This is a genomic window from Nonlabens sp. SCSIO 43208 (assembly GCF_050703575.1).
In the GTDB taxonomy this organism is placed as follows: domain Bacteria; phylum Bacteroidota; class Bacteroidia; order Flavobacteriales; family Flavobacteriaceae; genus Nonlabens; species Nonlabens tegetincola.
Window position 1 is genome coordinate 535,941 of the sequence record NZ_CP065365.1, and the last position, 25,629, is coordinate 561,569.

A 25,629-nucleotide genomic window follows, 5' to 3' on the forward strand; every position below is an offset into this window, starting at 1 on the left:
TACAAAGTTATCACGTAACTTACATTTAGATAGTAATAGTTCTACTACTTTTACAGCATGATTGAACCTTACGACGATATTTACTTTATGAAAAAAGCGATTCAAGAAGCTCAAGAAGCTCTTGACCGCAATGAAATACCGGTAGGTGCTATCATCGTTACACAAAATAGAATCATAGCACGAGGACACAATTTAACCGAAACATTAAACGATGTTACCGCTCATGCCGAAATGCAAGCTATTACAGCTGGCGCTAGTTTTCTAGGTGGCAAATATCTTAAAGATTGTACTATGTATATCACACTAGAACCTTGTCAAATGTGTGCCGGCGCATTGTACTGGTCACAAATAAGCAAGATAGTTTTTGGCGCTAGCGACAGCTCACGAGGATACAGGAATATGGGAACTCAACTTCACCCTAAAACTGAAGTTGTAAGTGGTATATTAGAAAATGAATGTGCTGCCTTGATGACGGAGTTCTTCAGAAGAAAAAGAGCGCTTAATTAGCAAAATAATTTGGTCTTTGTAGAAGAGTAACCTTTGAAGTCAAATTTTGATAAACACCCAAATGCTTGGCTCGCCAAGTAACTAACTCACCTTCCTCTATTAATCCACTAGTTTTTCCAGCGATCGCGCGTTCCTTGCTACCAGATGTTGAAATAAGATGAAAATCTATGCTTCTGGCTAGATCAAAAACAACTTTCACATCGCCTTTAATACGTGTTTCTATTTTAATTACAGGCATATAAGCCTAGTTCCCGTTAAAATATCTCTTACTTAATCTAGTAGCCAGCTCACTCATCTCATCTTGTGACATACTTACTTTTGACGAGAAACGCATATCATCCATCGTACGTATGGGAATTAAATGTACATGAACGTGTGGTACTTCTAATCCAATAACCGACATTCCTATACGTTCACAAGTAACCTCTTGTCTTAATATTAAAGCGACCTCTCTTGAGAAACTCATTAGATCGTCATACTCTTGCTTTTCTAGATCAAATAGTTTGTTCACTTCCTTTTTTGGTATACATAGAGTATGTCCAGGAGCATTTGGATTAATATCTAGAAAAGCTAGAAAATTCTCATTTTCTGCCACCTTATGACAAGGAATTTCACCAGTGATAATTTTAGAAAAAATACTCATTACCTACTTATTTCCAGTATTTCTAATTTAATGGTTCCTACAGGAACTTGAACTTCGGCCACTTGACCAACTTCCTTACCCAAAAGTCCTTTACCTATAGGAGAATCGACTGAGATGTATCCCTTAGCTAGATCTGCCTCGCTTTGAGCAACAAGTTTGTAATTCATCACCATGTTGTTGTTCAAATTTTTAATCTTAACAGTGCTATGAATAAGTGCTTTGGATAAATCCAGGCTGTTCTCATCAATAATCCTAGCGTTAGCTACGACTTGTTCTAGTTTTGAAATTCTCATCTCGAGCAAGCCTTGAGCCTCTTTGGCTGCGTCATATTCGGCATTTTCACTCAAATCACCTTTATCTCTTGCCTCGGCGATAGCTTGTGATGCCTTTGGACGTTCAACGTCTTTTAGTTGCTTTAATTCGTCTTTTAATTTCTTTAGACCTTCTTCCGTATAGTATGATACATTACTCATAATGATATTTTTATGTGGATGCTTGTGTCGTATTTCGCTTTCGCGAAAGCGGAATAACTACGCCATCATGTTCAAACATCACACAGGTTGTTCCATAAATAAGAAAATCCCATCATTGCTGCGGGATTCTAAATCAAATATACGAAATAACTAAGTTTGCGTTATACATTTACACTCATTTTAAAAAAAGCTATGAAAAATTGGAAATTAATTTTAATTGTTTTGGGTTTTATATCCTGTGAGGACGACGAGTTGCGCAATCGTAATCCTAACTTACTGGATCTAGGGTTTGCAGTCGAGTTGAACACATCCTTACCTCAATATAGTGGTTTAAACTTTCCCGGTAACACGGTTGAGGTTTCGGGTTTTGGGAATCGTGGTATTGTGGTCTATAATTCAAACAATAGAGATTATTTTGCCTTTGATTTAAGCGATCCTAACCATACACCTAATGAATGTTCTAGAATGGAAATAAATGGTATTGAAGCTAGTTGCCCATGCCCTACAGATAATAATAAATATAGCCTAATCAACGGTCAACCTTTAGAAGGCAATGGAGAATATGGCATGAAGGCATATCGTGTAGTGCGCAATGGAAATATTATTACCGTTTCAAATTGATTAGATCAAGTATAGCTACAAACCTTATGATTAGAAAGGATATGGACTAATCTAGGGTTTTCCTACTTTGGTGTTCAATACATTTCAAAATGATTTGGAATACCGGATTTAAAACTTAAATTACTTCTGTCATGACAATTAATAGTGCGCGGAACTCTGAAAAGCACCTAATAGAGTAGGAATTAATCTAATTTTATTTGCGGCTCTTAAAAGTGTTCAGGAATTACAAGTTGGTTGCGAAAAATTTGTTTTCAATGTTGATTCAAGTATAGATTATTATATAAATGATATATTTCAGTATAATTATACTAAAACAATGCCTAGTGGAACATATGTTTACGATGAACAGAGTAATGAAGTAGTAATATTTTCAGAATCACATAATGATTACATTAAATTAGTCAATATTTCAAATGATGGTAAAATTTTTGATATAGTTGCTTTTAATGGGCAAGATATTGTAACCGTAAGTGATGCTCAATCAAATTTCAACGTTGTAGTTGAAAGTGGTCCTTGTGTCCCATGTTGGGTTTCGGGTGCTGGACTTATTTCGGAAATTATGGAAGTATTTACACCTGCTGAATCTATTAATTGTGGTGAGACTGCGGAAGATGCATGCGGAGCTGGAAATGTTCAATCAGTTACATCTGAAGTTGTAGATAATTGGTTTGGAGAAACCATAGCATGTGAATTTGAATGTAGGTAAAAAATAATGGTATATTGTTCATTGCAGCACACCTAACTTTTTGATCATGGATAAATTTCAGTGGAAACAAATTACGTCTATTAGTGTTTTGACCTTCATAATAGGTTTAATTCTAGTACTGTCATCCCTTTCGTATAACACTCCATCAAATTTGATTAACGGTATTTTCAACAATTTATCTATAGAGTTATTTCTTATTGTTTCTATAGTGGTTGTACCGTTCTACGAAGAATTTTTATTTAGAGGTTCATTCTTAAGAAAAAAGATTCTGCAATATTTCTCAATAGGTTTGTTGATACTAATTCACTTATTCATACTTCAAGTGAGTCTTATAAAACTGTTGATATTGAGTATTTTTCTTGTGCTATATTTTATATACAGAAAGAAAGGTTCCATCATATTGTATTATTTTTCCGCATTTTTATTTGCTACATTTCATTTTGATGAGTTTGTATTTTTTGATTTTCAATATGTAGGCTCTTTTTTATTGAGGTTTTCCCTTGGTCTATTTTCCATAGTTCTCTTAAAAAAATTTAATCTGGCTGTTTCTATATTGTTCCACTCGTTCTGGAATTTATGCTTTTTGCTCCCGATGATATACAATACATTTTTTATGAAAACGTCTTTACGTACAGTAGCGTCTAAAGATTTTAAATTCGAGATACAACAAGTTCCTAAGTCGATTAAAACAAGTGTATCAGAAGTTAGCAAGGACGGTATACAGTGCGAAAATTGCAGAATAACTAGAGTGCTAGAAGATTTAAAAGTTTTCTATCCAGTGCTAAAAAATTACGAATACACGGAACGCAATCCTTATACATATTATAAATTTAAAGCAGATTTTCATTCTTTAAATTTTCAGATTGAAAGTTTTATAGATAGTTTAGAAAGTAACAAATTAATTACAGTAAAACATAAATAAACTAAAAACCGTTTTCTATTTTGTTAGAAAACGGTTTTTTATTTAAAAGAAATTTCCTCGTTAGAAATTAAGCGTTACTCCTGCTAAAAAGTTGATTCCAGCTTGTGGATAATAACCTACACCTTCAATTGTAGTAATTGTATTTGGATTAGACCACGTGTCATCAAATGTGAAATAATAACCATTTGAGACGTACTTCTCATTAAAGATATTATTAATCAATCCAGTAAAAACTATTGAATCAAAAATGGATTTAGTTTTAAGAGTGTATATAAAGTTGATGTCAGTGGTTGAATAACTATCTAACCTTGATAAATCAGCTTCTGTATTACTCATAAATTGTTCTCCTACAAACTTGGTCAATAAACTTACTTGAAAGGCTTCACTAGGTTGGTAAGTAAGCTGATTTGCTCCTACTATATTAGGTGAAAAAGCGATATCTGTAGATCCTAAGTCAACTAGCTCTCCATCTCTAGAAACTACAGTATCCAGGTTCTTATTTGAGCTTAAAGTAACATTGGTTTGTAATGTGAACTCATCAGATAATTGAATGGCAGTTTCTAATTCTAAACCTAGTCTATAACTCTCGCCACTATTATCTCTTAATGCAGCACCTACGTCATTGATTTCACCAGTAAGAACAAGTTGCTCCTCGTAATACATGAAGTAGGCATTTGCATTAAAGGCAATCTTATTTTTTTTATGACGCCATCCCAGTTCAAAATCATTTAAACGTTCTGGCTCTATATCAGGATTATTCTCAAAATCATCTCTATTAGGTTCTCTACTAGCTCTTGCATAAGAGAAGTATAAATCATCATTTGAATCAATTGAATAAGTCAATCCTGCTTTTGGATTGAAGAATAAATAGTTCTCATCTACATTAAACATAGTAAGATTTGAATTTATACCCGATGTCTCGTAGTTAACATTTCTTACTTGCGCATCTAGATATAATTGAAATCTATCATCGAGTTTAAAGGTTCCTTTGGCAAAGGTTGAAAAATCATTTTTCTTACCATTTCCTTCATAATAACGGTCTCTAATTTCACTTTGACTAGCAAATCGCGCCCATATAACCTCACCGAAGTGATCTCCATCATAGTGACTAAAAGATGTTCCTAACAAAATATCCATCTTATTGTCCTTGTAATTAACGTTTGCATTAACCACATAATAGTCATTATCTAACCATCTTCTGCGTATGAGATCAGTAGTATTAACCACCTGACCATCAACCGTTAATTCATCAAAACCGTAGGTACTGAAATCATCATCCTCTCTATACTGCTCAAAGAAACCTCTGCCATAGGTATAGTTCAAACCTACATTTGATGACCAATTGTTATTGAAACGTTCATTCCAATGTAACTGATAATGATCTTGTTTATAATCATCAACTTCACGATCATAAAATTGTGTAACACCGTTTTCATCTTCATATTGACCAGCAGGATTGAACCTGCGGTCTTCTCTTAATTGATCTCCATCGATACCGAACCAAGATTGGTAAGTAACCTCTTCGTTGGCAAAAGTTATGGCCTTGATCAGTGTATTATCATCAACATAGGAGCCTTGTAGGTAATACGATTTTAAATCGGTTGACGCTCTATCGATATACCCATCTGATGCTATGTTAGATAACCTTCCTGATATTTCAAAATGTTCATTAAGTAATCCTGTAGAGAACTTTAAAGTATGCTTTCTACTATTAAAGCTACCATAACTATTTGCAATTTGGCCAGTAGCGTTTTTATTAACCGCATCAGTCAACAAATTAATACTTGCACCAAATGCTCCACTACCGTTAGTAGATGTTCCTACACCTCTTTGTAATTGTAAACTTTCAACAGAAGATGAAAAGTCCCCTAAATTTACCCAAAACGTACCTAGAGATTCTGCATCGGTATAGGGAATACCATTAATAGTAACATTGGTAGATTGTGAACTTACACCACGCACTCTTAAACTGGTATAACCTATACCAGCACCAGCGTCACTAGTGGTAACAACAGATGGTAAAAAATTAAGTAATGTAGGGATATCTTGTCCTAAATTACGCTTTGCAAGTTCCTCTTTGGACACGTTGCTGTGTGTGATTGGTGAGTTTGCGTTTACACGAACGGCTTTTACAAGAACCTCATCCAACTTTTCGGCATTGGTAGTATCGGATACTTGTGTGTTTTGTGCTGTGACGCCTAATCCTAGTAAGGTCAATACAGCGACTGATAAATACTTCATTTTGAACTTTTTCGTTCAAATAAAAGGGGCATCTATTCGGTCTTGTTAATTAAAAATTTAAGAGGAATGTCTTTTCCTTTAATTAAGTGGATAATTACGCTTTCGCGAAAGCATAACAATCACCAACTTTAAAGAATATCCCTTGGCAGCATTACCTGCCCAGGTTCCTCGGGTATAATCTCAGCCAGTAATACCAGCACCCCTTGAGACGGCGCAAAAGTAATATGTACAAACTAAATACCAACTAAAAAAAGAGAGTAATTATTAGGCCTTATTTTCCTACAAATAATAAGAACTTACTTGAATTTATAAATACAAAAAAGTCCTTTAAGCAAGAAGCTTAAAGGACTTTTATACTATGATTTAGGCAATTATTAGTTGCTTGTAATTCTAATGTTATCTAATTCGTAAGTTCCATCAAAACCAGCATCACCTGATCCCTCGTACTTAAATGCGATATAACCATTACCCGTTAAACAGTCTAGGCTAGCAAATCCTGAAGGAACCCAGTTACCGAAGAATTCACTGTCTTCCACAATTGTAGGATCAGCAAGAGCTTCCCAAGTTGCTGTAGTTATTCCAGCAGTTGTTCCATCCCAGTCTGCACTGTAAAGTACTTGCATTTCTGAACCATCAGCGAAGCTATTAGACGTTTCAAAATCAAAAACTTCACCAGTTTGAGCATCAAAATCAATTTGTGGAGTAATTAACCACGAGATAGTACTTGTATCGTTTGAACGGAAAGAACCTACTCTTACACTATTACCTAATGAAGCATTAGTTCCTCCTGCGCTATAAACTTCCCAAGTTTCAGTACCAGCTTCAATGAAGTTAGTCCACCCAGCTGGCTGTGCTATTTGACCTGTTGATTGTGTCTCAAAATTCTCTGAAAGAATTGTTGTTGCACCAGCGGCACCTACTAATCCACATGATACTACGTCAAAATCACAACGTACATTAGGATCAAAATCAAAGTCTGCAGGACCGTTTACCACGATTACAAAATTGTCATCTTCAAAATCTCTAGAAAGAATAGCAGTTACACTACCGCTTCCACCTGGTACACTTGCAGCTTTAAAATCTGAAAAAGTACTAGTTTCTAGGCGTACTGCAGGTGCAAAAAAGTCGGTACAAGATTGAAGAAATCTTAGTCCATCAAACTGATCAGTTGCCTCGGCAGCAAATGAACGATTATTAGCCACATCCTCGTCAGAGAACTGTGCACCATCTAAAACGATGTACGTATTAAGTTTATCAGTAGCAAAGTCGCTAGGAGTTACAACTGTAGGAACAATTTCTGCAACGATGTCATCTCTCAAAATGAAATCTTCTTGTTGTGAAGGTGCGATCTTCTCGATGTTAGTACCACTACCAGCTATTCCAATAACAGGAACACCATTAGAAATACCAGCAGTCAATCCATCTAATTTTACAAAAATTCTACGACCAAATTCATAGGTTGTAAATAAAGGACTGTTATCTATAAGAACTTTTATACCAACTGTTGGGTTTTCAGGAGCATCCTGGATAACTATCTCTTCAAAAAAGTTTCCTGCTTCGTCACTTGAAATTACATAACCTTCCATGAATTCACCTGGAGTATCAAATGTTACTGTACCGTTTTGTGACTGGTCAATTTGTGATACTATGTTACCTATTGTAACAATATTACTAGGATCTTCAATATCTACTAATCTTGTATCTGGCACTTCATATTCATCGTCTTCTACACACGAGAATGCAACAGCCATGATAGCTGCTAGTGCAAAAATTTTATTAATGTGTTTCATTGTTGCTTTATTTAAAAATTTCATCATTGCTTTATTAGAATCTTAAATATACGTTTAAGTAATAAGTTGTTCCATTTCCAAAGAAATATCTAGGAGCAAAAACTTCTTGAGGATTGTTTTGGTCATCCCTTACCGATCTAAAGTTAGAGTTACGTGCTTGTTCAAAACCACCTGTTTTGTATTCTCTATCAAATACATTATTAATAGTAGCAAAGAATCCAACAAACTTGTCTCCAATCTTCCATGATTTACCACCAATTACATTTACAAGCACATAATCTTCAAATTGTTCTTGAGCAAGTAATTCATTAGCCAGATCTTGATCATAATCATTAAATACCTGACCGTCATAATCTAAGATAAAATTATCACTTCTGCGTAATGCGTTAACATCGATATAACCATTTGCAAAGTAATTCGTAGTTAGACCAATGTTCCAGTAATCAGGATCACGATATTCAAAACCTATTTGTAAAGCAGTTTCTGGTCCACCAGCTACATGATATCCGTCTAGCTTTGCAGTACCATCACCAAATCTAAGTTGACCGTCAAAATCATCACTAGTTAAATATAAGTCTGGATTATTAGTAAATACATTTTGTCCTAGTGCTGCAGCAGCTTTTAATTTAATCGTTGGAGTTGCTTGAACTTCAAGACCCATTTCAAGACCCATATTTCTACGGTCTATATTAGTCATTACTTCTTGAACAAAAGCACTACCATCATCTAGCGGTAAACCAGTAAGATCCTCTGTAAAGTAAAAACCTACATCGCTACCATCCATAAACTTGGTATAGTAGGCAGTTAAACGTGCTTTTACATTTGGAGTACTCAATACATAGCTCAAATCTGCGCTGTAAGAACGCTGCGATTCTATACCATCAACAATGTCGTTGTTTTGTCTTGCATTTGAAAAAACTGTTCTTATGTAAGGAGCTTGCGTCATATAAGCTGCGTGAAAATCTAAGAAGTTTTGTCCATTGATCTTATAAGTAGCACCACCTTTTACACCAAAATCGGTAAAGTCAACTTTATCACTTTTACCAAATGAACGATCACCTTGGAAGTTTCCGTTTTCAAATTTACCATTACGTTGGTATGAGGTTTGTGACACAGATCCAGAAAGGAAGAAATCAACCTTTGCCGTTTTAAATTGTGCTTGTGCAAATGATGATATCACATCACTATCAATTTCATAACTGTACTTATAACGATCACCTAGCCCAACGATTCTATTCGGGTTTCTTACATCTGATTGAGCAAGAACATCAAGGTTTACATCTACCGACTCTTCCGCAAAAAAGTCTACATCTAGATAACCAGTTCCTCCTAATAAATCGTCAATTCTAGCATAGTTGTCACTATTTAAAGTTCGGTAACGAATTCCTCCGTTAAATAGGATATTATCTGTGATATCGGCAGTAATTATAGTGTTTGCAGAGAATAATTTGTCGTCAATTCTATCTTCTTGTAAAACATAAAGTGCGTTTCTGCCTTGATCAGCAAGAACTCTATTAGCTTCATAAAGACTGTTCCAGTCTAACTGACCGTCATTGATAAAGGCTTGTTCTGCTAGATAAGCATATTGAAAATCAATCGGATCAGACCCATTTCTTAAAAAGTAAGAAGGTAAGTTTTGATAATAATCCGGATTAGGATTTCTTGCACCACCTACATATACATTTTGACCACCAATTGTTTCTTGCGTAGTTCCTCCATTATCAATTCTAGTGTTACCTATTTTACCAAATTGATATGCCACATTGGTATTAACTCTAAGTTTAGGGTTTACATCCCAATAGTGGTTAAGCATTAGTATTGGCTCTTCTATCTCACGAATTCTAGAGTTGCGCTCATCATTGTTTAATTCACCCCAAAATGGATTGTAAGTAATTCCTTTTAAATCACGAATTTCTTGAGTAATAGCAGTACGTCTACCTCTTCTATTTGGAGTATACATACCTGTGAAGTTTAAGCTGTGTTTATCATTAAACTTCTTTTCAACAGAAATACCTAAAGAATTTGCATCGTAAGGTGTTCCATCAGTAAAACCTTCTTCACCAGCACGTCTTGAAGCATTAATTGCATAAGCCCAACCGTTATTCATTAAGCCAGATCTATAACTAGCCATTAAACGATGTTGGTAACTACGATTACTTGATGCATAAGATATTTGAGATCCTGGACGCTGTTGCGACGCTCTCATATTTATACTTTGAACACCACCATAACCACCAAAGGTCTCATCAGCAGCACTTAGCCCCATAGTAAACACCTGGTTTCTCATGATATCATTAAGTCCACCCCAGTTACTCCATTGTGGACGACCAGAGAATTGCTTATTCATTTCAATACCATTAATAAGAACTTTACCGTCCTCACTATTTAAACCACGCGGTCTGAAGAAAGTTGCACTAAAATCAAATGCTGCAGCTCTCAAGAATTGATCTCTAGCACTCATCAATAGACCAGATACGTTGTTTGCCGCATTTTCATCATCGGCAAGATCATTCTCAGTTAAAGAAATAATACCTTGTGACTGCACCTCTAGTGAATTATCTGGTGTCATGTACAAAGGATCTAAATCAACAGGATTTTGTAAAGAAATCACTACAGGTAGTGAAAGGGCGTAGTATCCTGTGCGAACTACTTGAACCGTTTGGTCTCCTACTGGGATTGCTCCTTCTATAACAAAGTATCCATCTGCATTAGAAGTGGCCTTGAAGTCCAGACCTTTAACGGTAATAATAGCACTAGGAATGGGCTCTTCTGTAACTTCATCAATCACGCGTCCTTTAATTAGTTCTTGCGCTTGGATTAAAGAAGTAAACAAAATTAAAAACCCGAAAAGTGCTTTTCTTAAGCTAGTAATCATAAGGTTAATATTAACATTTCGTTATTAAATCGGCGCAAAACTACGTCTTTATTATCAGTTATGTACCTTTGGCACCGATTTTGACTAGATATTTTACAATAACATAATATTTGAAAGAAAAAATGTTCAAAAAATTATTTCTAGGTGCTTTATGTATTTTTGCTTTCGCGAAAGCGAACTCACTACAAGCCCAGACTACACAAGCAAAACAGTACAAAGTTAAAACTGTTGCTTTTTACAATTTAGAAAACCTATTTGACGCCGAAGACGACACTACTATTAATGATGAGGCTAGTCCAATAATGGAAATGGCTGAAGGTAGACGCGCAGAAGTTTATAAGAAAAAGCTTACTAGTATGGCGCGAGTTATTAGAAAAATAGGTGCCGATAAAGCTCAAACAGCTCCAACCATTCTAGGAGTTTGTGAAATTGAAAATCGCCGAGTTCTTGAAGATCTTGTCAACCATCCTTTACTCAAGGAATTTGACTATGGCATTGTACATTTTGATTCACCAGATCGTCGTGGGATTGACACTGCAATGTTGTATAAAAAAGCTGATTTTACAGTAACCAATGCAGAATCAAAAGAGCTTTTGATTTTTGATAAATCAAGCGGAAGAAGAATATACACTCGTGACCAAACTGTTGTGACAGGAAAACTAGATGGAGATGAGATTACATTTATTGTAAACCACTGGCCATCACGTCGTGGTGGTGAACAAAAAAGTAGACCCAACCGTGTTGCTGCTGCTGCATTGAATAAAAAAATCATGGATTCAATTCATAGTATTAATTCAATGGCAAAAATCATTACCATGGGTGACTTAAATGATGACCCTACAAATGAAAGTGTAAAGGTTACATTAAACGCTCAAAAGGATCGTGAAGATGTTAAACCACAAATGATTTACAACCCGTATATTCAAATGTTAAAAGATGGTTATAATACATTAGCTTATAGAGACGCAGGTAACGTTTTTGACCAAATAATGTTTACATATCCTTTATTAAGTGAGGCAAAACAAGATGGATACATGTATTATCAAGCTAATATTTTTAATCCTAGTTTTATGACCAATAAGACTGGACGTTATAAAGGTTACCCTAAAAGAAGTTTTTCTGATGGTGATTTTACCGGTGGTTACAGTGACCACTTTCCTGTTTACATTTATTTAGTAAAAGAAATTGAAGCTAAAACAGCAAGTCAAAAAGGATAGTTTTTACTAATCTAATATTTTAAAAATCCGTAGGCTCTACTTACGGATTTTTTTGTTTTCATTAAAAGTGATAGAAAGCATCTGTTATGAATTCCATACGAGTTCCTGCTTTATTTTTTATTATACTCATAATATCAAAACGCACTTCTACATCTTCTTGTGGCTCTAGGATTTCTTCTACAAAATGATGAGCTGCTGCTACTATCCTTTTAATTTGACTAGGTTTTAAAAAATCCTTAGGATCACCAAAGTCTGGTGTACTTCTGGTTTTAACCTCTACAATGGATATAACATCGTTTAATCGAGCTATAATGTCAATCTCATTTTTTTGATAGACAAAGTTGGTAGCCAGAATTTCATAACCCAATTTTTCAAGATGAGCTACCGCCATGTTCTCTCCTTGTTTCCCTAATTCATTGTGTTGCGCCATCCTATTGAGTTAATGTAATATGAGATTCTTCAATCGAGATATTTATAATTCTTCCCATTATCAAGCTTTGATTATTCTCGACATGTCCAGCTGGAATGTTGTAAATGACAGGATATGAATATTGTGCAGTACGTTCTTCAATAATTTGTATAGCTGTTTTACCAAAGGGAATGTCGTGATCATTCATACTGGTTAATCCACCAACTACTATCGCCTTTAATTGCGATAACACACCAGCTCTGTGCAATGAATACAACATACGCTCAAAATGATACAAATACTCATCTATTTCTTCTATAAACAAGATGGAATTATGTGTTTTTGGGAAATCATCACTTCCTAGTAAACTGTATAAGATAGACAAATTACCACCTATGAGAGTTCCCTGAATTTCCTGTGGTTTGATACCTTTATCATTTGGTACCATCATCTTAACAACTGGGTTAAAAAGAACCTCTATGAAACTAGACTGATTAGCTGGTGATTTATTGGTCCACTCCATAGGCATTAAAGCATGAATACTTTCAAGACCTAGATTAATAATTTTTGAATGAATTAATGTGATGTCCGAATAACCGATTATCCATTTAGGATACTTTAAAAGGACATCAAAATCTATCAAATCAAGAATTTGAATAGTACCATAGCCACCGCGTGCAATCCAAATTGCTTTTACATCTGGATTGCTTAATGCATTATTGAAATCATCTACTCGTTGTTGGATGGATCCTCCTTGTTGATGCTCTATTTTTCCAATGGTATCGCCACATATAACAGACAATCCTTGCTGTTCCAGTGCTTTGATAGCAGGTTGCAAAGAATCTTTTTGTGCACTTCTTGCTGTGCATAGTATATAAACAAGATCTCCTTTCTCTAAGTAATTTACTGGTTTACAACTCAATACAATTGGTTTTTAATCGATTTTTAAACTTTTATGAGTAATAAAAGTCATAGAACTAAGTTATAAATTTTTAACTTACCCTTTTAAACCACGTTGACATGACGGCCACACTTACTTCTTGTAATACAGATACTCTTAATACTTATGTACCTAGCGGTTCAAAACCATGGAATATTAATAGGGTTAGGCACGCTGTACGGAGGTTAGGTTATGGAATAGATCACATTCAAGAAAACAATGCATTGTCTGTTTTACCAGACGTATTTATTGAAGGTCTTATCACCGATGCGCTGGCCTACAATAACACTCCAGCTCCTAATTGGGGTTATTGGAGTCAAAGTGATTATACGGATTACAATAATGAAAGAGTAACCCAAATACAACAATGGTGGACTCAAACTATGAATGACAATCTGAATCTTGGATTGAAGGCACGAATGACCATGTTCTGGCATAATCATTTTGTTACCCGTGTAGAGGATTATAATGCGCCCAGTTGGTTATTTCAATATTACAATTTGCTACAAACTCATTGTTTAGGGAATTTTAAATCACTTACCAAAGCCATAGGAAAAAATGAATCCATGCTTGTATTCCTCAATGGAGTTCTAAATTATCAAGGTAATCCTAATGAGAATTATGCCAGAGAACTTTTTGAACTGTTTACTTTAGGAGAAAACAATAACTACACCCAGCAAGATATTGTTGAAGCTGCAAGAGCGCTCACTGGATATAATAGTTATACAGAGCTAGGTGCTCCCATTAACTTTTTACCAGCAGGATTTGATAATCAGTCCAAAACAATCTTTGGAGTATCGAGTAATTTTAATCACGATACTCTAATTGATCATTTATTTGCTGTAAGGGCAAATGAAATTTCAGATTTCATCATTAAAAAATTATATCGTTATTTCGTAAGCCCAGAACTACCTGCACAATCTATTATTGATACTCTCGCACTTACCTTTAGATCAAATAACTGGGAAATACTTCCCGTTCTCAGACAATTATTTAAAAGTGAACATTTTTTTGCTCAAGATGCTATAGGTGTCGTTATTAAATCTCCTATAGATTGCTTTTTAACCTTTATCAAAGAAGCGAATTTTACGATAACAGATCAACAATTATCAATCGTACATTACGTAAGTGCCGCATTAAGCCAAGAGCTTTTTAATCCTGTCGATGTTGCTGGATGGCAAGGAGATCAAGAATGGATCAATAGCACTAGCTTAACAGGTCGCTGGCAAGGATTAGAGTATATTATGTGGCAAGTATGGAATGACGATCCAGAACATTATCGCAATCTAGCCCTAGATATCGCCACCTCAAATACCGACCCTGCAATTATCGCACGTGATATTGTGGATAGGTTTGTTCCTCAATCATTGCATACAAATACAGATTACACCCTTGCAACACAAGTGTTTAAAGGAGATGTTCCAGAGAATTACTTCACATCAGGACAATGGAATTTACAATGGGGCAGCGCTCCATGGCAAACTCTTTTGCTCATTCAACACATATTTAGAATGCCAGAATTCCAACTTAAATAAGAAGCGTCATGTGTCAAAATAATAACAACTATCAAGATCCTAAATCACAAGCTCATCATGACGAACATGAAGCATGGAATCGTAGAACTTTTATACAAGCTTTAGGACTAGCAGGTGCAGGAGCATTTACTTTAGGCGGCAGCCAGATAAGTAGTGCCATGGCCTCACCCATAACAGCAGCACTTACTACAAGTACCAATGACCGAATTTTAGTACTCATTAGACTTAAAGGTGGAAACGATGGCCTAAACACTATCGTCCCTATATACGACTATGGAACCTATGCTAGTCGTAGACCTAGTATTTCATTACCTCAAAATACGCTGTACAATCTTAATTCCAATCTCGGGTTACCATCATTCATGAGCAGCCTGCAATCTAGATGGGGAAATGGAGAAATGAAAGTTGTTCAAGGTGTAGGTTATAATAATCAAGACTTATCTCATTTTAGATCTTCAGATATTTGGGCAAGCGCAGTAGAAACTACCAATGAAGAAACCGGCTGGCTAGGGAGATTATTTGAAAATGAGTATCCTAACTTTATACTCAATCCGCCAGCAGTGCCACCTGCCATTCAAATAGGTAGTTTAGGTAACTTAATATTTGACGGACAACAAACCAACTACGCCTTTTCAGTTGCCGATCCTCAACAATTGTATAATCTCGCACAAAATGGATGGCAGCATGATGTACTTAATGTCCCACCATGTACTTATGGAGACCAACTGAGTTTTTTAAGAACGACTACAAACACCACTTTTCAATATGCTGGTGTCATTCACAGTGCTTACCAAGCAAGTACTACACAAGCATCGTATAACAACAACACTATAGCCGATCAACTAGCCATTGTTGCTCGATTAATAAAAGGAAATTTAGGTACTAAGGTTTACATGGTAACTCTCGATGGATACGACACGCATGCTAGTCAAGCGGCAACACATGCAGATCGTATGCAAAAATTAAGTGATGCCATAGATGCTTTTTACACCGATCTAGCAGCTTATGGAAATCAGGACGAAGTACTCGCGATGACTATTTCAGAATTTGGTCGTAGAGTAGAAGAAAATGGCTCTAATGGTACGGATCATGGAGCTGCTGCACCCATGATGCTTTTTGGACCAGGATTAAACGGTAATGGGTTTGTAGGAAACCACCCTAGCCTTACGCAATTAGACGCTGCAGGTAATATGATCCATAATATAGATTTTAGAGATGTTTATAAAACCGTACTGCAAGATTGGTTATGTATACCTCAATCAACCATCGATCAAGCCATGCTCAATGGGAATTATAATACCTTAAATCTTGGTTTTAATTGCACAACTTTAAGTTTTGATGATAGTTCAATCCAAGACATCAAACATTTAGTCTACCACTCTGGCACTGAAAATATTTTACACCTAACCTTACAATCAGGTCGTAAATGTGACATTCGTATCTACGATATGCTAGGTAAGGAGATAGGTCAAATTTCTTCGGGATATTTAATGCCTGGTACACACGAATTTAACATTAAAAACACCCTAAACACAAGGCTTCAAGAAGGTATTTATATTTATAAAATTCAAGCCGGTCAGGATCAATTATCTAGTCAGTTCCTTATGAAGTAAACGGGTTATTTGAATTAAGTTATCCTGAGCTCAAGAAAGTGCTTAAGATTGCTTGTGCAGTGATCGCTTTCGCAAAAGCGAACTAAAAATTACAACTATTACAGGCCTATAAAATATTTTATAAATGCTTTAAAACACTAGTAGTAACCTGTAACTTTGTACTCTTAATTTTACATGCATGAGTAATAGAGTAACAATAACGGCAGCATTACCTTACACAAACGGACCGGTTCACATAGGACACCTAGCTGGAGTGTATGTGCCAGCAGATATCTATGCCCGTTATAAACGTTTAAAAGGTGAAGATGTAGCATTTATTTGCGGTAGTGATGAACATGGAGTACCTATTACAATACGTGCTAAAAAGGAAGGTGTTACACCACAAGAAATAGTAGATCGATATCACAAGATTATAGGTGATAGTTTTAATGATTTTGGTATTTCATTTGACAATTACAGTAGAACCAGCGCACCTATCCATCATAAAACAGCAAGCGACTTTTTTGAGAAATTGTATAAAGAAGGTAAATTCATTGAACAGGTTACTGAACAACTATACGATGAAGAGGCTGATGAATTTCTGGCAGATCGATTTGTTGTAGGTACTTGCCCAAAATGTGGTAATCCAGAATCGTATGGTGATCAATGTGAAAAATGTGGGACAAGTCACAATGCAACAGACTTAATCGATCCACGTAGTGCAATTACTGGGAATAAACCACAACTTAAAGAAACAAAACACTGGTTTTTACCACTTGATCAATACAGTGATTTTTTAGAACAATGGATTGTTAAAGACCACGCTGAAGACTGGAAAACCAATGTTCTAGGACAGGTGAAAAGCTGGATAAATGACGGTCTTAAACCACGCGCTGTAACTCGTGACCTAGACTGGGGTATTCCTGTACCTGTAGAAGGTGGTGATGGTAAAGTACTTTACGTTTGGTTTGACGCTCCTATAGGTTATATAAGTGCTACAAAAGAATGGGCAGATCGTACAGGTAAAAATTGGGAGAATTACTGGAAGGACAAAAACACCAAACTGTATCACTTTATCGGTAAGGATAATATCGTATTTCACTGTATTATATTCCCTGCCATGTTGAAGGCACACGGCGAATTCATCCTACCAGAAAATGTCCCTGCAAATGAATTTTTGAATCTAGAAGACGATAAAATTTCAACCTCGCGCAACTGGGCTGTATGGCTACATGAATATCTAGAGGATTTCCCAGGGCAACAAGATGTATTAAGATATGTACTTACTGCAAATGCCCCAGAAACAAAAGACAATAATTTTACTTGGAAAGATTTTCAAGCACGTAATAATAACGAACTAGTAGCTGTCCTCGGTAACTTTATTAATCGCGCACTCGTGCTCACGCATAAGTACTACGATGGAATAGTACCGCAGCCCAATGATTATACTAGTTACGACCTACAAACCCTGGAAGAATTAAAGAAATTCCCTTCTATTATAGAGGAGAGTATTGAAAAATTCCGCTATCGCGAAAGCGCAACAGAATTACTAAATCTAGCCAGATTAGGAAATAAATACCTCGCTGATGAAGAACCATGGAAACTTATAAAAACAGATCCTGATCGAGTGCAAACAATCATGTTTGTTGGGTTACAAATCGCCACAGCTTTATCAGTATTAAGTAAACCCTTTTTACCTCACACGGCAGTTAAATTAGATAACATGCTTAATTTAAAAGCAGAGGATTTATCATGGAACGACATAGCGACTAAGGACATTTTACTTCCTTCTAATCATCAAATTAATAAAACTCAATTGTTATTCTCACGTATTGAGGATGAACAAGTTCAACAACAGTTAGATAAGCTTGAAGCAACTAAAAAAGAAAACGCACAATCAAATCCTAAACTAATGCCACAAAAAGAAGAGACAAATTACGATGACTTCATGAAAATGGATCTGCGAGTAGGAGAAATTCTAACTGCCGAAAAGATGCCTAAAACGGACAAATTAATGGTAATGACCGTAGACACTGGTATTGATAAACGTACTATAGTGTCTGGGATAGCACAACACTTTACAGCAGAAGAATTAATAGGACGTAAAGTTACCGTGCTTGCCAATCTTGCGCCTAGAAAATTACGTGGTGTAGAATCTCAAGGGATGATTTTACTAGCCGAAGATCCTGATGGTAAACTGGTTTTTGTTAATCCAGATGACGCTGTTGTAAATGGCGCTACCATAGCATAAACATACTAAGTAATCCTTCTTATAAATAAAAAAGCAGCTGTACAGCTGCTTTTTTATTTAATGAACCTAAGGTTTTATTTTAGTTCGCTGGAATCAAGAATTTTCTATGATCTAGGCAATGGTACATAACTATCGTCATTATCCATCATAGGAAATGTTTTGTTACGCCACGCTTGCTTTGCTTCTTCAATCTTATCCTTTGAACTACTCACAAAATTCCAGTGTATAAAACGTTGTTCTGGAAATGGTTCTCCACCAAAAAGTAATATATGGCTGTTGGCTTTGATGGTAAGGTTGCACACGTTTTCTGTTTTACTTACCAGCATGTTTCCTGCACTTACGGCTTTATCACAACCGATCACACCACCTTCAACTATGGTAACACCTACCTCTCCTTTTAAATTATCAGCAATACACAAATCATAATCGGCTGTGGTTTTAATATCAATCATGAATAAAGGAGAATGTACGGGAACAGGTGATGTTTTACCATAACCAGTTCCAGCTACAAGTGTGAATTTTGCAGCGCCATCTTCCCAATTAGGTAACTCATTAGCATCGATGTGATGAAATTCTGGTAGCGTATTTTCAAGTTCCTTGGGCAAGGCCACCCATATTTGATAACCATGCATGGTAAACTCAACTCTATCTTGCCTTAATTGATCTGGTGTACGTTCTGTGTGAGAGCAACCACTTCCTGATACCATCCAATTAACAGAACCTGGTTCAATGAGCTGTCTGGTTCCTAGAGAGTCTTCATGCATTATCGAACCTTCCATTAAATAGGTAAGAGTGGATAACCCTATGTGAGGATGTTGATCAACATCCATATACTTATCTGGACCTAGTTTTGTTGGTCCCATGTGATCGATAAATATAAATGGGCCTACCATGCGCTTTTTCCTAAAAGGAATCAACCTACCTACTAGAAAGTCACCTATATCGCGACTGCGCTCCTCAATAATTAAATCAGTATTTGACATGGGTTATTTTTCATAAATATAGTAGGAATATCGCTTTCGCGAAAGCGAGGTAACACTCAAATCTTTTTACATAAAAAAACCGTTACTTGAATAAGTAACGGTTTCTATATTCTATAAGAATCACTTATTATTTCAAAGTTTTCTTTACTTCTACCTCACGGAAACATTCAATAATATCTCCTTCTTGTAGATCATTGTAATTCTTGATTTGCATACCACATTCGTAACCTTTTGCTACTTCCTTAACGTCATCTTTGAAACGTTTAAGAGCTGCAAGTTCACCAGTATACTTAACAACACCATCTCGAATTAGGCGCACGCCACCATTACGATATATCTTACCATTAAGAACCATACAACCTGCAATGGTACCTACTTTAGATATCTTGAATGTCTGACGAACCTCTGCATCTCCGGTAATTTCCTCCTTAAGCTCAGGAGAAAGCATTCCTTCCATAGCATCCTTAAGATCGTTAATCGCATCATAGATTATGCTATAAGTACGGATATCCACCTCTTCCTTCTCTGCTACTGTACGAGCATTACCTTGAGGTCTTACGTTAAACCCGATGATAATCGCATCTGAAGCTGTTGCAAGAAGCACATCACTTTCTGTAATTGCACCTACACCTTTATGGATGATATTAACTTGTATTTCTTCAGTTGAAAGTTTCTGGAACGAGTCAGTAAGTGCCTCTACAGATCCATCAACATCTCCTTTCAGGATTAAGTTAAGTTCTTTAAAGTCTCCTAAAGCAATACGTCTACCGATTTCATCAAGTGACAGCGTTTTCTGAGTACGTACAGATTGTTCACGTTGTAACTGTGTACGTTTAGCGGCAATATCTTTGGCCTCGCGTTCATCTTCAAACACATGGAACTTATCACCTGCTTGTGGCGCTCCATCCAATCCTAAAATAGAAACCGGAGTTGATGGTCCAGCTATTTCAATAACTTTACCACGCTCATCATGCATTGCTTTTACTTTACCGTGTGTACGTCCTGCAAGAACGTAGTCTCCGATTTTAAGAGTACCAGCTTCAACAAGAATGGTAGAAACATATCCACGTCCTTTATCCAAGTAAGCTTCTACAACTGTACCTACAGCAGGCTTATTAGGATTTGCTTTTAGATCAAGCAGCTCGGCTTCTAAGATTACTTTTTCAAGTAATTCTTGAACACCTAAACCGGTTTTGGCTGATATATCGTGTGATTGAATTTTTCCACCCCAATCTTCGACTAGTAAATTCATATTTGCTAGCGACTCTTTTACCTTATCAGGATTTGCAGTTGGTTTATCTACCTTATTTATTGCAAATACGATAGGAACTCCTGCGGCTTGGGCGTGACTAATTGCCTCTTTGGTTTGTGGCATTACATCATCATCTGCTGCAATTACAATTATTGCGATGTCAGTAACTTGTGCACCACGAGCACGCATGGCTGTAAAGGCCTCGTGACCTGGTGTATCAAGAAAAGCAATACGTTGACCATTATCAAGAGTCACACCATAAGCACCAATGTGCTGTGTAATTCCTCCACTTTCGCCAGCGATTACATTTTCCTCACGTATGTAATCCAGTAATGATGTTTTACCGTGATCTACGTGTCCCATTACTGTAACAATAGGAGCTCTTGTTTCTAGATCTTCTTCGTTGTCCGCAACTTCTGTAATTGAATCTTCAATATCGGCAGTAACAAACTCTACTTCATAGCCAAATTCCTCAGCTACTATAGTCATTGTTTCTGCATCCAACCTTTGATTCATTGTCACCATCATACCTAGGGACATACAAGCTCCAATAATCTGGTTAACCTGAACATCCATCATAGTAGCTAGATCGTTAACAGTAACAAACTCTGTTACTTTAAGGATCTTTTCTTCTGCACTAGCTTGTTCTTGTTCAACGCGCTCTCTATGTTGATCACGTTTATCACGACGGTAACGAGCAGCTTTGGACTTGTTAGATTTACCTTGCAGTTTTTCTAATGTCTCGCGAACTTGTTTTTGGATTTCCTCATCAGTAGGTTCCTCCTTAACAACATTCTTTCTACCTCGTTTATTACTTGGTTTGTTTCCTCCTGGTTTACCGCCACGACGGTTATCAGGTTTAGAGATACGTTTACGTTTACCTCTTGAAGAATCTGTCTTCTTTTTCGGTTTTTGGAATTTAGAAAGGTCTATTTTTTGTCCCGTAACCTTTAACCCATCTAATTTCTTATATTCCGTTTGAATCTTCTCTGGTTCAGAGTTTTCAGGAGCTGCAGCTTTCTCAGGAGCAGGCTTCTCTGTCTTTACTTCCTTTTTAGGAGTTTCCTTTTTTGGAATCGGTTTTTGATCTTGTCTAGCTTCCTCTTTTTTAGGAGCAGCTTTTTTAGGCGCTTCCTTTTTCTTCTTAGGTTCAAGATCAATTTTACCCTTAATAGTTGCTCCTTTAACAGCTTTTCTGTTTGAAACTACTGCTGGTCCTTGAGTCTCCTTTTCAGGAGTTTTCTCTTCTACCTTTTCAGGAGTTTTGTCCTGGGTTTGTTTTTCAACTTTAGCAACAGGTTCTTCCTTTTTCTCAGGAGTTGGTTCCTCAACAGTTTCTTCAGGTTTAGCATCTAAATCTACTTTACCTACCTGTTTAGGTCCGTCCAGTTTAGCTTTGGCTTTAATGATTTTTTCTTCCTTAATGCGCTGCTTTTCCTCTTGCTCCTTCTCACGCTGTAAACGCAATTCTTCTTGTTCCTTGCGTTTTTCGGCGCTTACTTCTTTAGAAGCTACCTTCTTGCTTTTGTCTGTCTGAAACTCATCAGCAAGTGCCTGATACACGGTAGCATCAATCTTAGTCGTAGGTCGAGCTTCAATCTCGATACCTTGAGCGTTAAGATATTCTACAGCGCGATCAAGAGAAATATTAAATTCTCGAAGCACTTTATTAAGTCTCATATTTTTAATTTCAGCCATAAATATGGTTACGGGTTGTGACTACTATTTAATCTTCAAATTCAGACTTAAGAATGTTTACTACCTCATAAATAGTTTCATCCTCAAGATCAGTACGTTTTATTAAGTCAGCAACGTCTTGCTCTAGAACACTTTTGGCAGTATCCAAACCTATTTTCTTGAATTCTTCAATAATCCACATTTCGATTTCATCAGAGAATTCGGTAAGCTCTACATCTTCTTCAGCACCTTCACGAATAACATCTATTTCGTACCCTGTAAGCTTTCCTGCAAGACGTATGTTATGTCCGCGTCTACCTATCGCTTTTGATACTTCATCAGGATGTAAAGTTACTTCAGCACGTTTATTTTCCTCATCTAGATTCATTGAAATAATCTTAGCTGGACTCAATGCGCGTGCAATATACAACTGTGTATTGTTAGTAAAGTTAATTACATCAATATTTTCATTTCCTAGTTCACGTACAATACCGTGAATACGAGAACCTTTAACACCAACACAGGCTCCTACAGGATCAATTCTATCATCGTAACTATCGACTGCTACTTTTGCTTTTTCACCTGGTTCTCGAACCACTGCTTTAACCTGAATAACCCCATCAAAAACTTCTGGAATTTCTTGCTCAAAAAGCTTTTCTAAGAATTTAGGAGATGTACGAGAAAGAACGATGTTAGGTTTTGTACCTCTCATTTCAACACTCTCTATTACTCCTCTAACATTCTCCCCTTTTCTAAAAAAGTCAGATGGTATTTGTCGATCTTTAGGTAGAATAATTTCATTTCCTTCATCATCTAGCAATATAATCGCTCTATGTCTGATGTGGTGAACTTCGGCACTGTACAACTCACCTTCAAGATCTTTAAATTGTTTAAAGATGTTTGTGTTATCGTGCTCATGAATTTTTGAAATTAAATTTTGTCTAAGTGCCAATATAGCTCGGCGACCTAATTGTACTAATTTAACCTCTTCTGCAACATCTTCTCCAACTTCATAATCTGGCTCTATTTTACGAGCCTCGGTTAATGAAATCTCTGAATTATCATCCTCAACCTCATCATCTGCCACTACGACGCGATTACGCCATATTTCTAAATCTCCTTTATCAGGATTAATGATAATATCAAAGTTATCATCCTCTCCATACTTTCTTTTCAATGCAGTCCTAAGAACATCTTCAAGTATCGCCATCAACGTGACGCGATCTATCATTTTTTCATCCTTAAACTCAGAAAAAGACTCGATCAACGCGAGATTTTCCATATCTTGATATTAATTAAATTTTATTACCACTTTTGCTTTTTTGATCTCTTCAAATGAAGGAGACCATTCTTTTTCAACAGTCATTTTTCCTTTTCCCACCGTTTTAGGAACACGTGCTTTCCACTTAATGGTTACACCATTTTCTTGAACCGAAATAAGCTCACCAGTTTCTGAACGTTTTTCTCGATCGGTAATCTCTAGTGTGCGTCCTATATTTTTCTTGTATTGTCTAGGCAGTTCTAAAGGAGTTGTAGCTCCTGCACTCGTAACCTCTATTGAGAAATCAACTTCATCTCTATCCAGGTTGTGCTCTACTGCTCTAGAAACAAATACGCAATCTGCAAGAGTCACGCCATTATCACCATCGATGATTACTTTCATGTCATTACTAGCTCCCATTTTAAAATCGATTAGATATAAATCAGGACGCTCTTCAAACGCTTCATTTAGTAATTCAAGTGCTTTTTCTTTCAACATAGCTATAAAAAGAGGGGACAATCGTCCCCTCGAATCCTTTCAAATACGCTGCAAATATAACACGATTTAATGATTACTGCAAGTAACACAGCTATTTATGATTATCGATAAATTCACTATCTTTAATACTCACTAAAATCCACCAAGATGAAAAAAATAATCGTCCCTACTGATTTCTCCATTCAAGCAGAAAACGCATTGAGAATAGCGGCCGACATGGCACGTGAAAACGATGGCGAAGTATACCTTCTTCATCAACTAGATCTTCCTTTACACCTAGCAAATAATGGCAGCTCTAATTTACCCGAAGCTGTATTCTTTATGAAATTAGCCAAAGAAAAATTTGACAACTTGATGAAAGCAGATTTCTTAGACGGAGTAACCGTTCATGGTGACGTTGCTACTGGCGCAGCATTTAGCGGAATTATGGACACCGTAAAAAGACATAATGCCGATATTATTGTAATGGGTTCACATGGTGCCGATGGTGTTAAAAATCTATTTATAGGTTCTAATGCAGAAAAAGTAGTGCGCAATTCTGAAATTCCGGTACTTATCGTAAAAGACCGTAAAGAAAGATTGGATGTAAACGAATTCGTTTTTGCAACGGATCTAGATCCTAATTCAACAAGCGCTCTTAAAGAGGCTGATAATTTTGCCAGACAAACAAATTGCCAGTTACACTTACTATACGTAAATACACCAGGAAACTTTTTATCCACTAGAGACGCCAGCGCCAAAATGCAGGAATATTTAAAAAATGTAAATGTAGAACCCAAAGACTACACTATATACAATGATCAATCGGTAGAAGAAGGTGTTTTTAATTTCTCCAAGGATATCAAGGCCGATGTTATAGGAATGGCAACACACGGACGTCGTGGTTTATCTCACTTCTTCAATGGTAGTGTAAGTGAAGATGTAGTTAACCACAGCAGTCTTCCAGTTATCACTTTTAGAATTAAGTAGTCTAAAAACTAAATTTAAAAACAAGAACAATAAAAAAATCCCGAAGCAAAAACTTCGGGATTTCTCGTTACTTGTTGGCCTACTAGGACTCGAACCTAGAATGACGGTACCAAAAACCGCAGTGTTACCATTACACCATAGGCCATCTAAGCGGATGCAAATTTAATACAAACCTATAACTGTGCAAAAAAAATCGAAAAAAAATTAAAAAAATTGTTCCCACCCATAATCTAGCCTTTTGCCGTACAAGAACTACTAGGTTTTGCC

At 36.3% G+C, this 25,629-nt stretch carries 21 protein-coding genes, 1 tRNA gene and 1 pseudogene; 10 read left to right on the forward strand and 13 right to left on the reverse strand.

The features are described 5' to 3' along the window. Nucleotides 1-57: 57 nt before the first annotated feature. Complete coding sequence (locus tag I5168_RS02640) at nucleotides 58-507, forward strand: nucleoside deaminase (RefSeq protein WP_042276262.1); 450 nt, start codon at nucleotides 58-60, stop codon at nucleotides 505-507. Here I5168_RS02640 and I5168_RS02645 read toward each other — a convergent pair. The 3 genes from I5168_RS02645 to greA are packed head-to-tail and all read right to left on the reverse strand — an operon-like array spanning nucleotide 500 to nucleotide 1,623. After that, a complete protein-coding gene (locus I5168_RS02645) occupies nucleotides 500-745 on the reverse strand; it encodes an SRPBCC family protein (protein WP_431472352.1) in 246 nt (81 codons plus the stop codon). The two genes, I5168_RS02640 and I5168_RS02645, sit on opposite strands and share 8 nt — an antisense overlap. Nucleotides 746-751: 6 nt before the next feature. Next, nucleotides 752-1,150 (reverse strand): HIT family protein, encoded by a 399-nt coding sequence (locus I5168_RS02650; RefSeq protein ID WP_431472353.1) that lies wholly within the window; start codon nucleotides 1,148-1,150, stop codon nucleotides 752-754. Beyond that, nucleotides 1,150-1,623, reverse strand: a complete 474-nt coding sequence (gene greA / locus I5168_RS02655) for a transcription elongation factor GreA (protein WP_085775595.1) — start codon at nucleotides 1,621-1,623, stop codon at nucleotides 1,150-1,152. The genes I5168_RS02650 and greA overlap by 1 nt, the downstream gene beginning before the upstream one ends. A 192-nt stretch (nucleotides 1,624-1,815) precedes the next feature. On the opposite strand from greA, the gene I5168_RS02660 reads away from it, so the two are divergent. From I5168_RS02660 to I5168_RS02675, 4 genes and pseudogenes are all read left to right on the forward strand, one after another. Then, a complete protein-coding gene (locus I5168_RS02660; protein ID WP_042276271.1) occupies nucleotides 1,816-2,244 on the forward strand; it encodes a Rieske (2Fe-2S) protein in 429 nt (142 codons plus the stop codon). A 316-nt stretch (nucleotides 2,245-2,560) separates the two neighbouring features. After that, complete coding sequence (locus I5168_RS02665) at nucleotides 2,561-2,950, forward strand: hypothetical protein (protein WP_431472354.1); 390 nt, start codon at nucleotides 2,561-2,563, stop codon at nucleotides 2,948-2,950. A gap of 46 nt (nucleotides 2,951-2,996) precedes the next feature. Beyond that, nucleotides 2,997-3,515, forward strand: a pseudogene (locus I5168_RS02670) (hypothetical protein); the annotation flags it as partial. Nucleotides 3,516-3,563: 48 nt separating this feature from the next. Beyond that, entirely contained in the window at nucleotides 3,564-3,872 is a 309-nt protein-coding gene (locus I5168_RS02675; RefSeq protein ID WP_431472774.1) for a hypothetical protein, read from the forward strand. Nucleotides 3,873-3,932: 60 nt separating this feature from the next. On the opposite strand, the gene I5168_RS02680 is transcribed toward I5168_RS02675, so the two are convergent. The 3 genes from I5168_RS02680 to I5168_RS02690 all read right to left on the reverse strand — a co-directional run bounded on the left by I5168_RS02680 (nucleotide 3,933) and on the right by I5168_RS02690 (nucleotide 10,778). Continuing rightward, complete coding sequence (locus I5168_RS02680) at nucleotides 3,933-6,113, reverse strand: TonB-dependent receptor (RefSeq protein WP_338349884.1); 2,181 nt, start codon at nucleotides 6,111-6,113, stop codon at nucleotides 3,933-3,935. A 374-nt stretch (nucleotides 6,114-6,487) separates the two neighbouring features. Further along, nucleotides 6,488-7,903 carry a DUF5689 domain-containing protein gene (locus I5168_RS02685; protein ID WP_431472355.1) on the reverse strand — a complete coding sequence of 472 codons (1,416 nt, stop codon included), beginning with the start codon at nucleotides 7,901-7,903 and terminating at the stop codon, nucleotides 6,488-6,490. 34 nt (nucleotides 7,904-7,937) lie between these two features. After that, entirely contained in the window at nucleotides 7,938-10,778 is a 2,841-nt protein-coding gene (locus tag I5168_RS02690) for a carboxypeptidase regulatory-like domain-containing protein (protein ID WP_105018159.1), read from the reverse strand. Nucleotides 10,779-10,900: 122 nt separating this feature from the next. Here I5168_RS02690 and I5168_RS02695 point away from each other — a divergent pair, with 122 nt between their 5' ends. After that, nucleotides 10,901-11,995 carry an endonuclease gene (locus tag I5168_RS02695; protein ID WP_042276278.1) on the forward strand — a complete coding sequence of 365 codons (1,095 nt, stop codon included), beginning with the start codon at nucleotides 10,901-10,903 and terminating at the stop codon, nucleotides 11,993-11,995. A 61-nt stretch (nucleotides 11,996-12,056) separates the two neighbouring features. Here I5168_RS02695 and I5168_RS02700 read toward each other — a convergent pair whose 3' ends face one another. After that, a complete protein-coding gene (locus I5168_RS02700) occupies nucleotides 12,057-12,425 on the reverse strand; it encodes a YraN family protein (protein ID WP_431472356.1) in 369 nt (122 codons plus the stop codon). A gap of 1 nt (nucleotide 12,426) precedes the next feature. After that, complete coding sequence (locus I5168_RS02705; protein ID WP_431472357.1) at nucleotides 12,427-13,326, reverse strand: S66 peptidase family protein; 900 nt, start codon at nucleotides 13,324-13,326, stop codon at nucleotides 12,427-12,429. A gap of 98 nt (nucleotides 13,327-13,424) precedes the next feature. Between I5168_RS02705 and I5168_RS02710 the strand changes: the two genes are divergently transcribed. The 3 genes from I5168_RS02710 to metG all read left to right on the forward strand — a co-directional run bounded on the left by I5168_RS02710 (nucleotide 13,425) and on the right by metG (nucleotide 18,722). Then, on the forward strand, nucleotides 13,425-14,879 hold the full coding sequence (locus I5168_RS02710) for a DUF1800 domain-containing protein (RefSeq protein WP_431472358.1): 1,455 nt from the start codon (nucleotides 13,425-13,427) through the stop codon (nucleotides 14,877-14,879). 8 nt (nucleotides 14,880-14,887) lie between these two features. Next, nucleotides 14,888-16,492 (forward strand): DUF1501 domain-containing protein, encoded by a 1,605-nt coding sequence (locus I5168_RS02715; protein WP_338349881.1) that lies wholly within the window; start codon nucleotides 14,888-14,890, stop codon nucleotides 16,490-16,492. A gap of 178 nt (nucleotides 16,493-16,670) precedes the next feature. Further along, nucleotides 16,671-18,722 carry a methionine--tRNA ligase gene (gene metG / locus I5168_RS02720; protein ID WP_431472359.1) on the forward strand — a complete coding sequence of 684 codons (2,052 nt, stop codon included), beginning with the start codon at nucleotides 16,671-16,673 and terminating at the stop codon, nucleotides 18,720-18,722. 104 nt (nucleotides 18,723-18,826) lie between these two features. On the opposite strand, the gene I5168_RS02725 is transcribed toward metG, so the two are convergent. The 4 genes from I5168_RS02725 to rimP all read right to left on the reverse strand — a co-directional run bounded on the left by I5168_RS02725 (nucleotide 18,827) and on the right by rimP (nucleotide 24,393). Next, the gene (locus I5168_RS02725; protein ID WP_105018153.1) at nucleotides 18,827-19,705 is read right to left on the reverse strand and encodes a pirin family protein; all 879 of its coding nucleotides are present in this window, start codon (nucleotides 19,703-19,705) and stop codon (nucleotides 18,827-18,829) included. Between the two features lie 127 nt (nucleotides 19,706-19,832). After that, nucleotides 19,833-22,655 (reverse strand): translation initiation factor IF-2, encoded by a 2,823-nt coding sequence (infB, locus tag I5168_RS02730; RefSeq protein ID WP_105018152.1) that lies wholly within the window; start codon nucleotides 22,653-22,655, stop codon nucleotides 19,833-19,835. A gap of 28 nt (nucleotides 22,656-22,683) precedes the next feature. Further along, a complete protein-coding gene (gene nusA / locus I5168_RS02735) occupies nucleotides 22,684-23,916 on the reverse strand; it encodes a transcription termination factor NusA (RefSeq protein WP_060523323.1) in 1,233 nt (410 codons plus the stop codon). A 9-nt stretch (nucleotides 23,917-23,925) separates the two neighbouring features. Beyond that, complete coding sequence (rimP, locus tag I5168_RS02740) at nucleotides 23,926-24,393, reverse strand: ribosome assembly cofactor RimP (RefSeq protein ID WP_042276295.1); 468 nt, start codon at nucleotides 24,391-24,393, stop codon at nucleotides 23,926-23,928. Nucleotides 24,394-24,540: 147 nt separating this feature from the next. Between rimP and I5168_RS02745 the strand changes: the two genes are divergently transcribed. After that, nucleotides 24,541-25,362, forward strand: a complete 822-nt coding sequence (locus tag I5168_RS02745; RefSeq protein WP_431472360.1) for a universal stress protein — start codon at nucleotides 24,541-24,543, stop codon at nucleotides 25,360-25,362. A gap of 74 nt (nucleotides 25,363-25,436) precedes the next feature. On the opposite strand, the gene I5168_RS02750 is transcribed toward I5168_RS02745, so the two are convergent. Further along, nucleotides 25,437-25,507: transfer RNA gene (locus tag I5168_RS02750), tRNA-Gln, on the reverse strand. Nucleotides 25,508-25,629 lie beyond the last annotated feature (122 nt).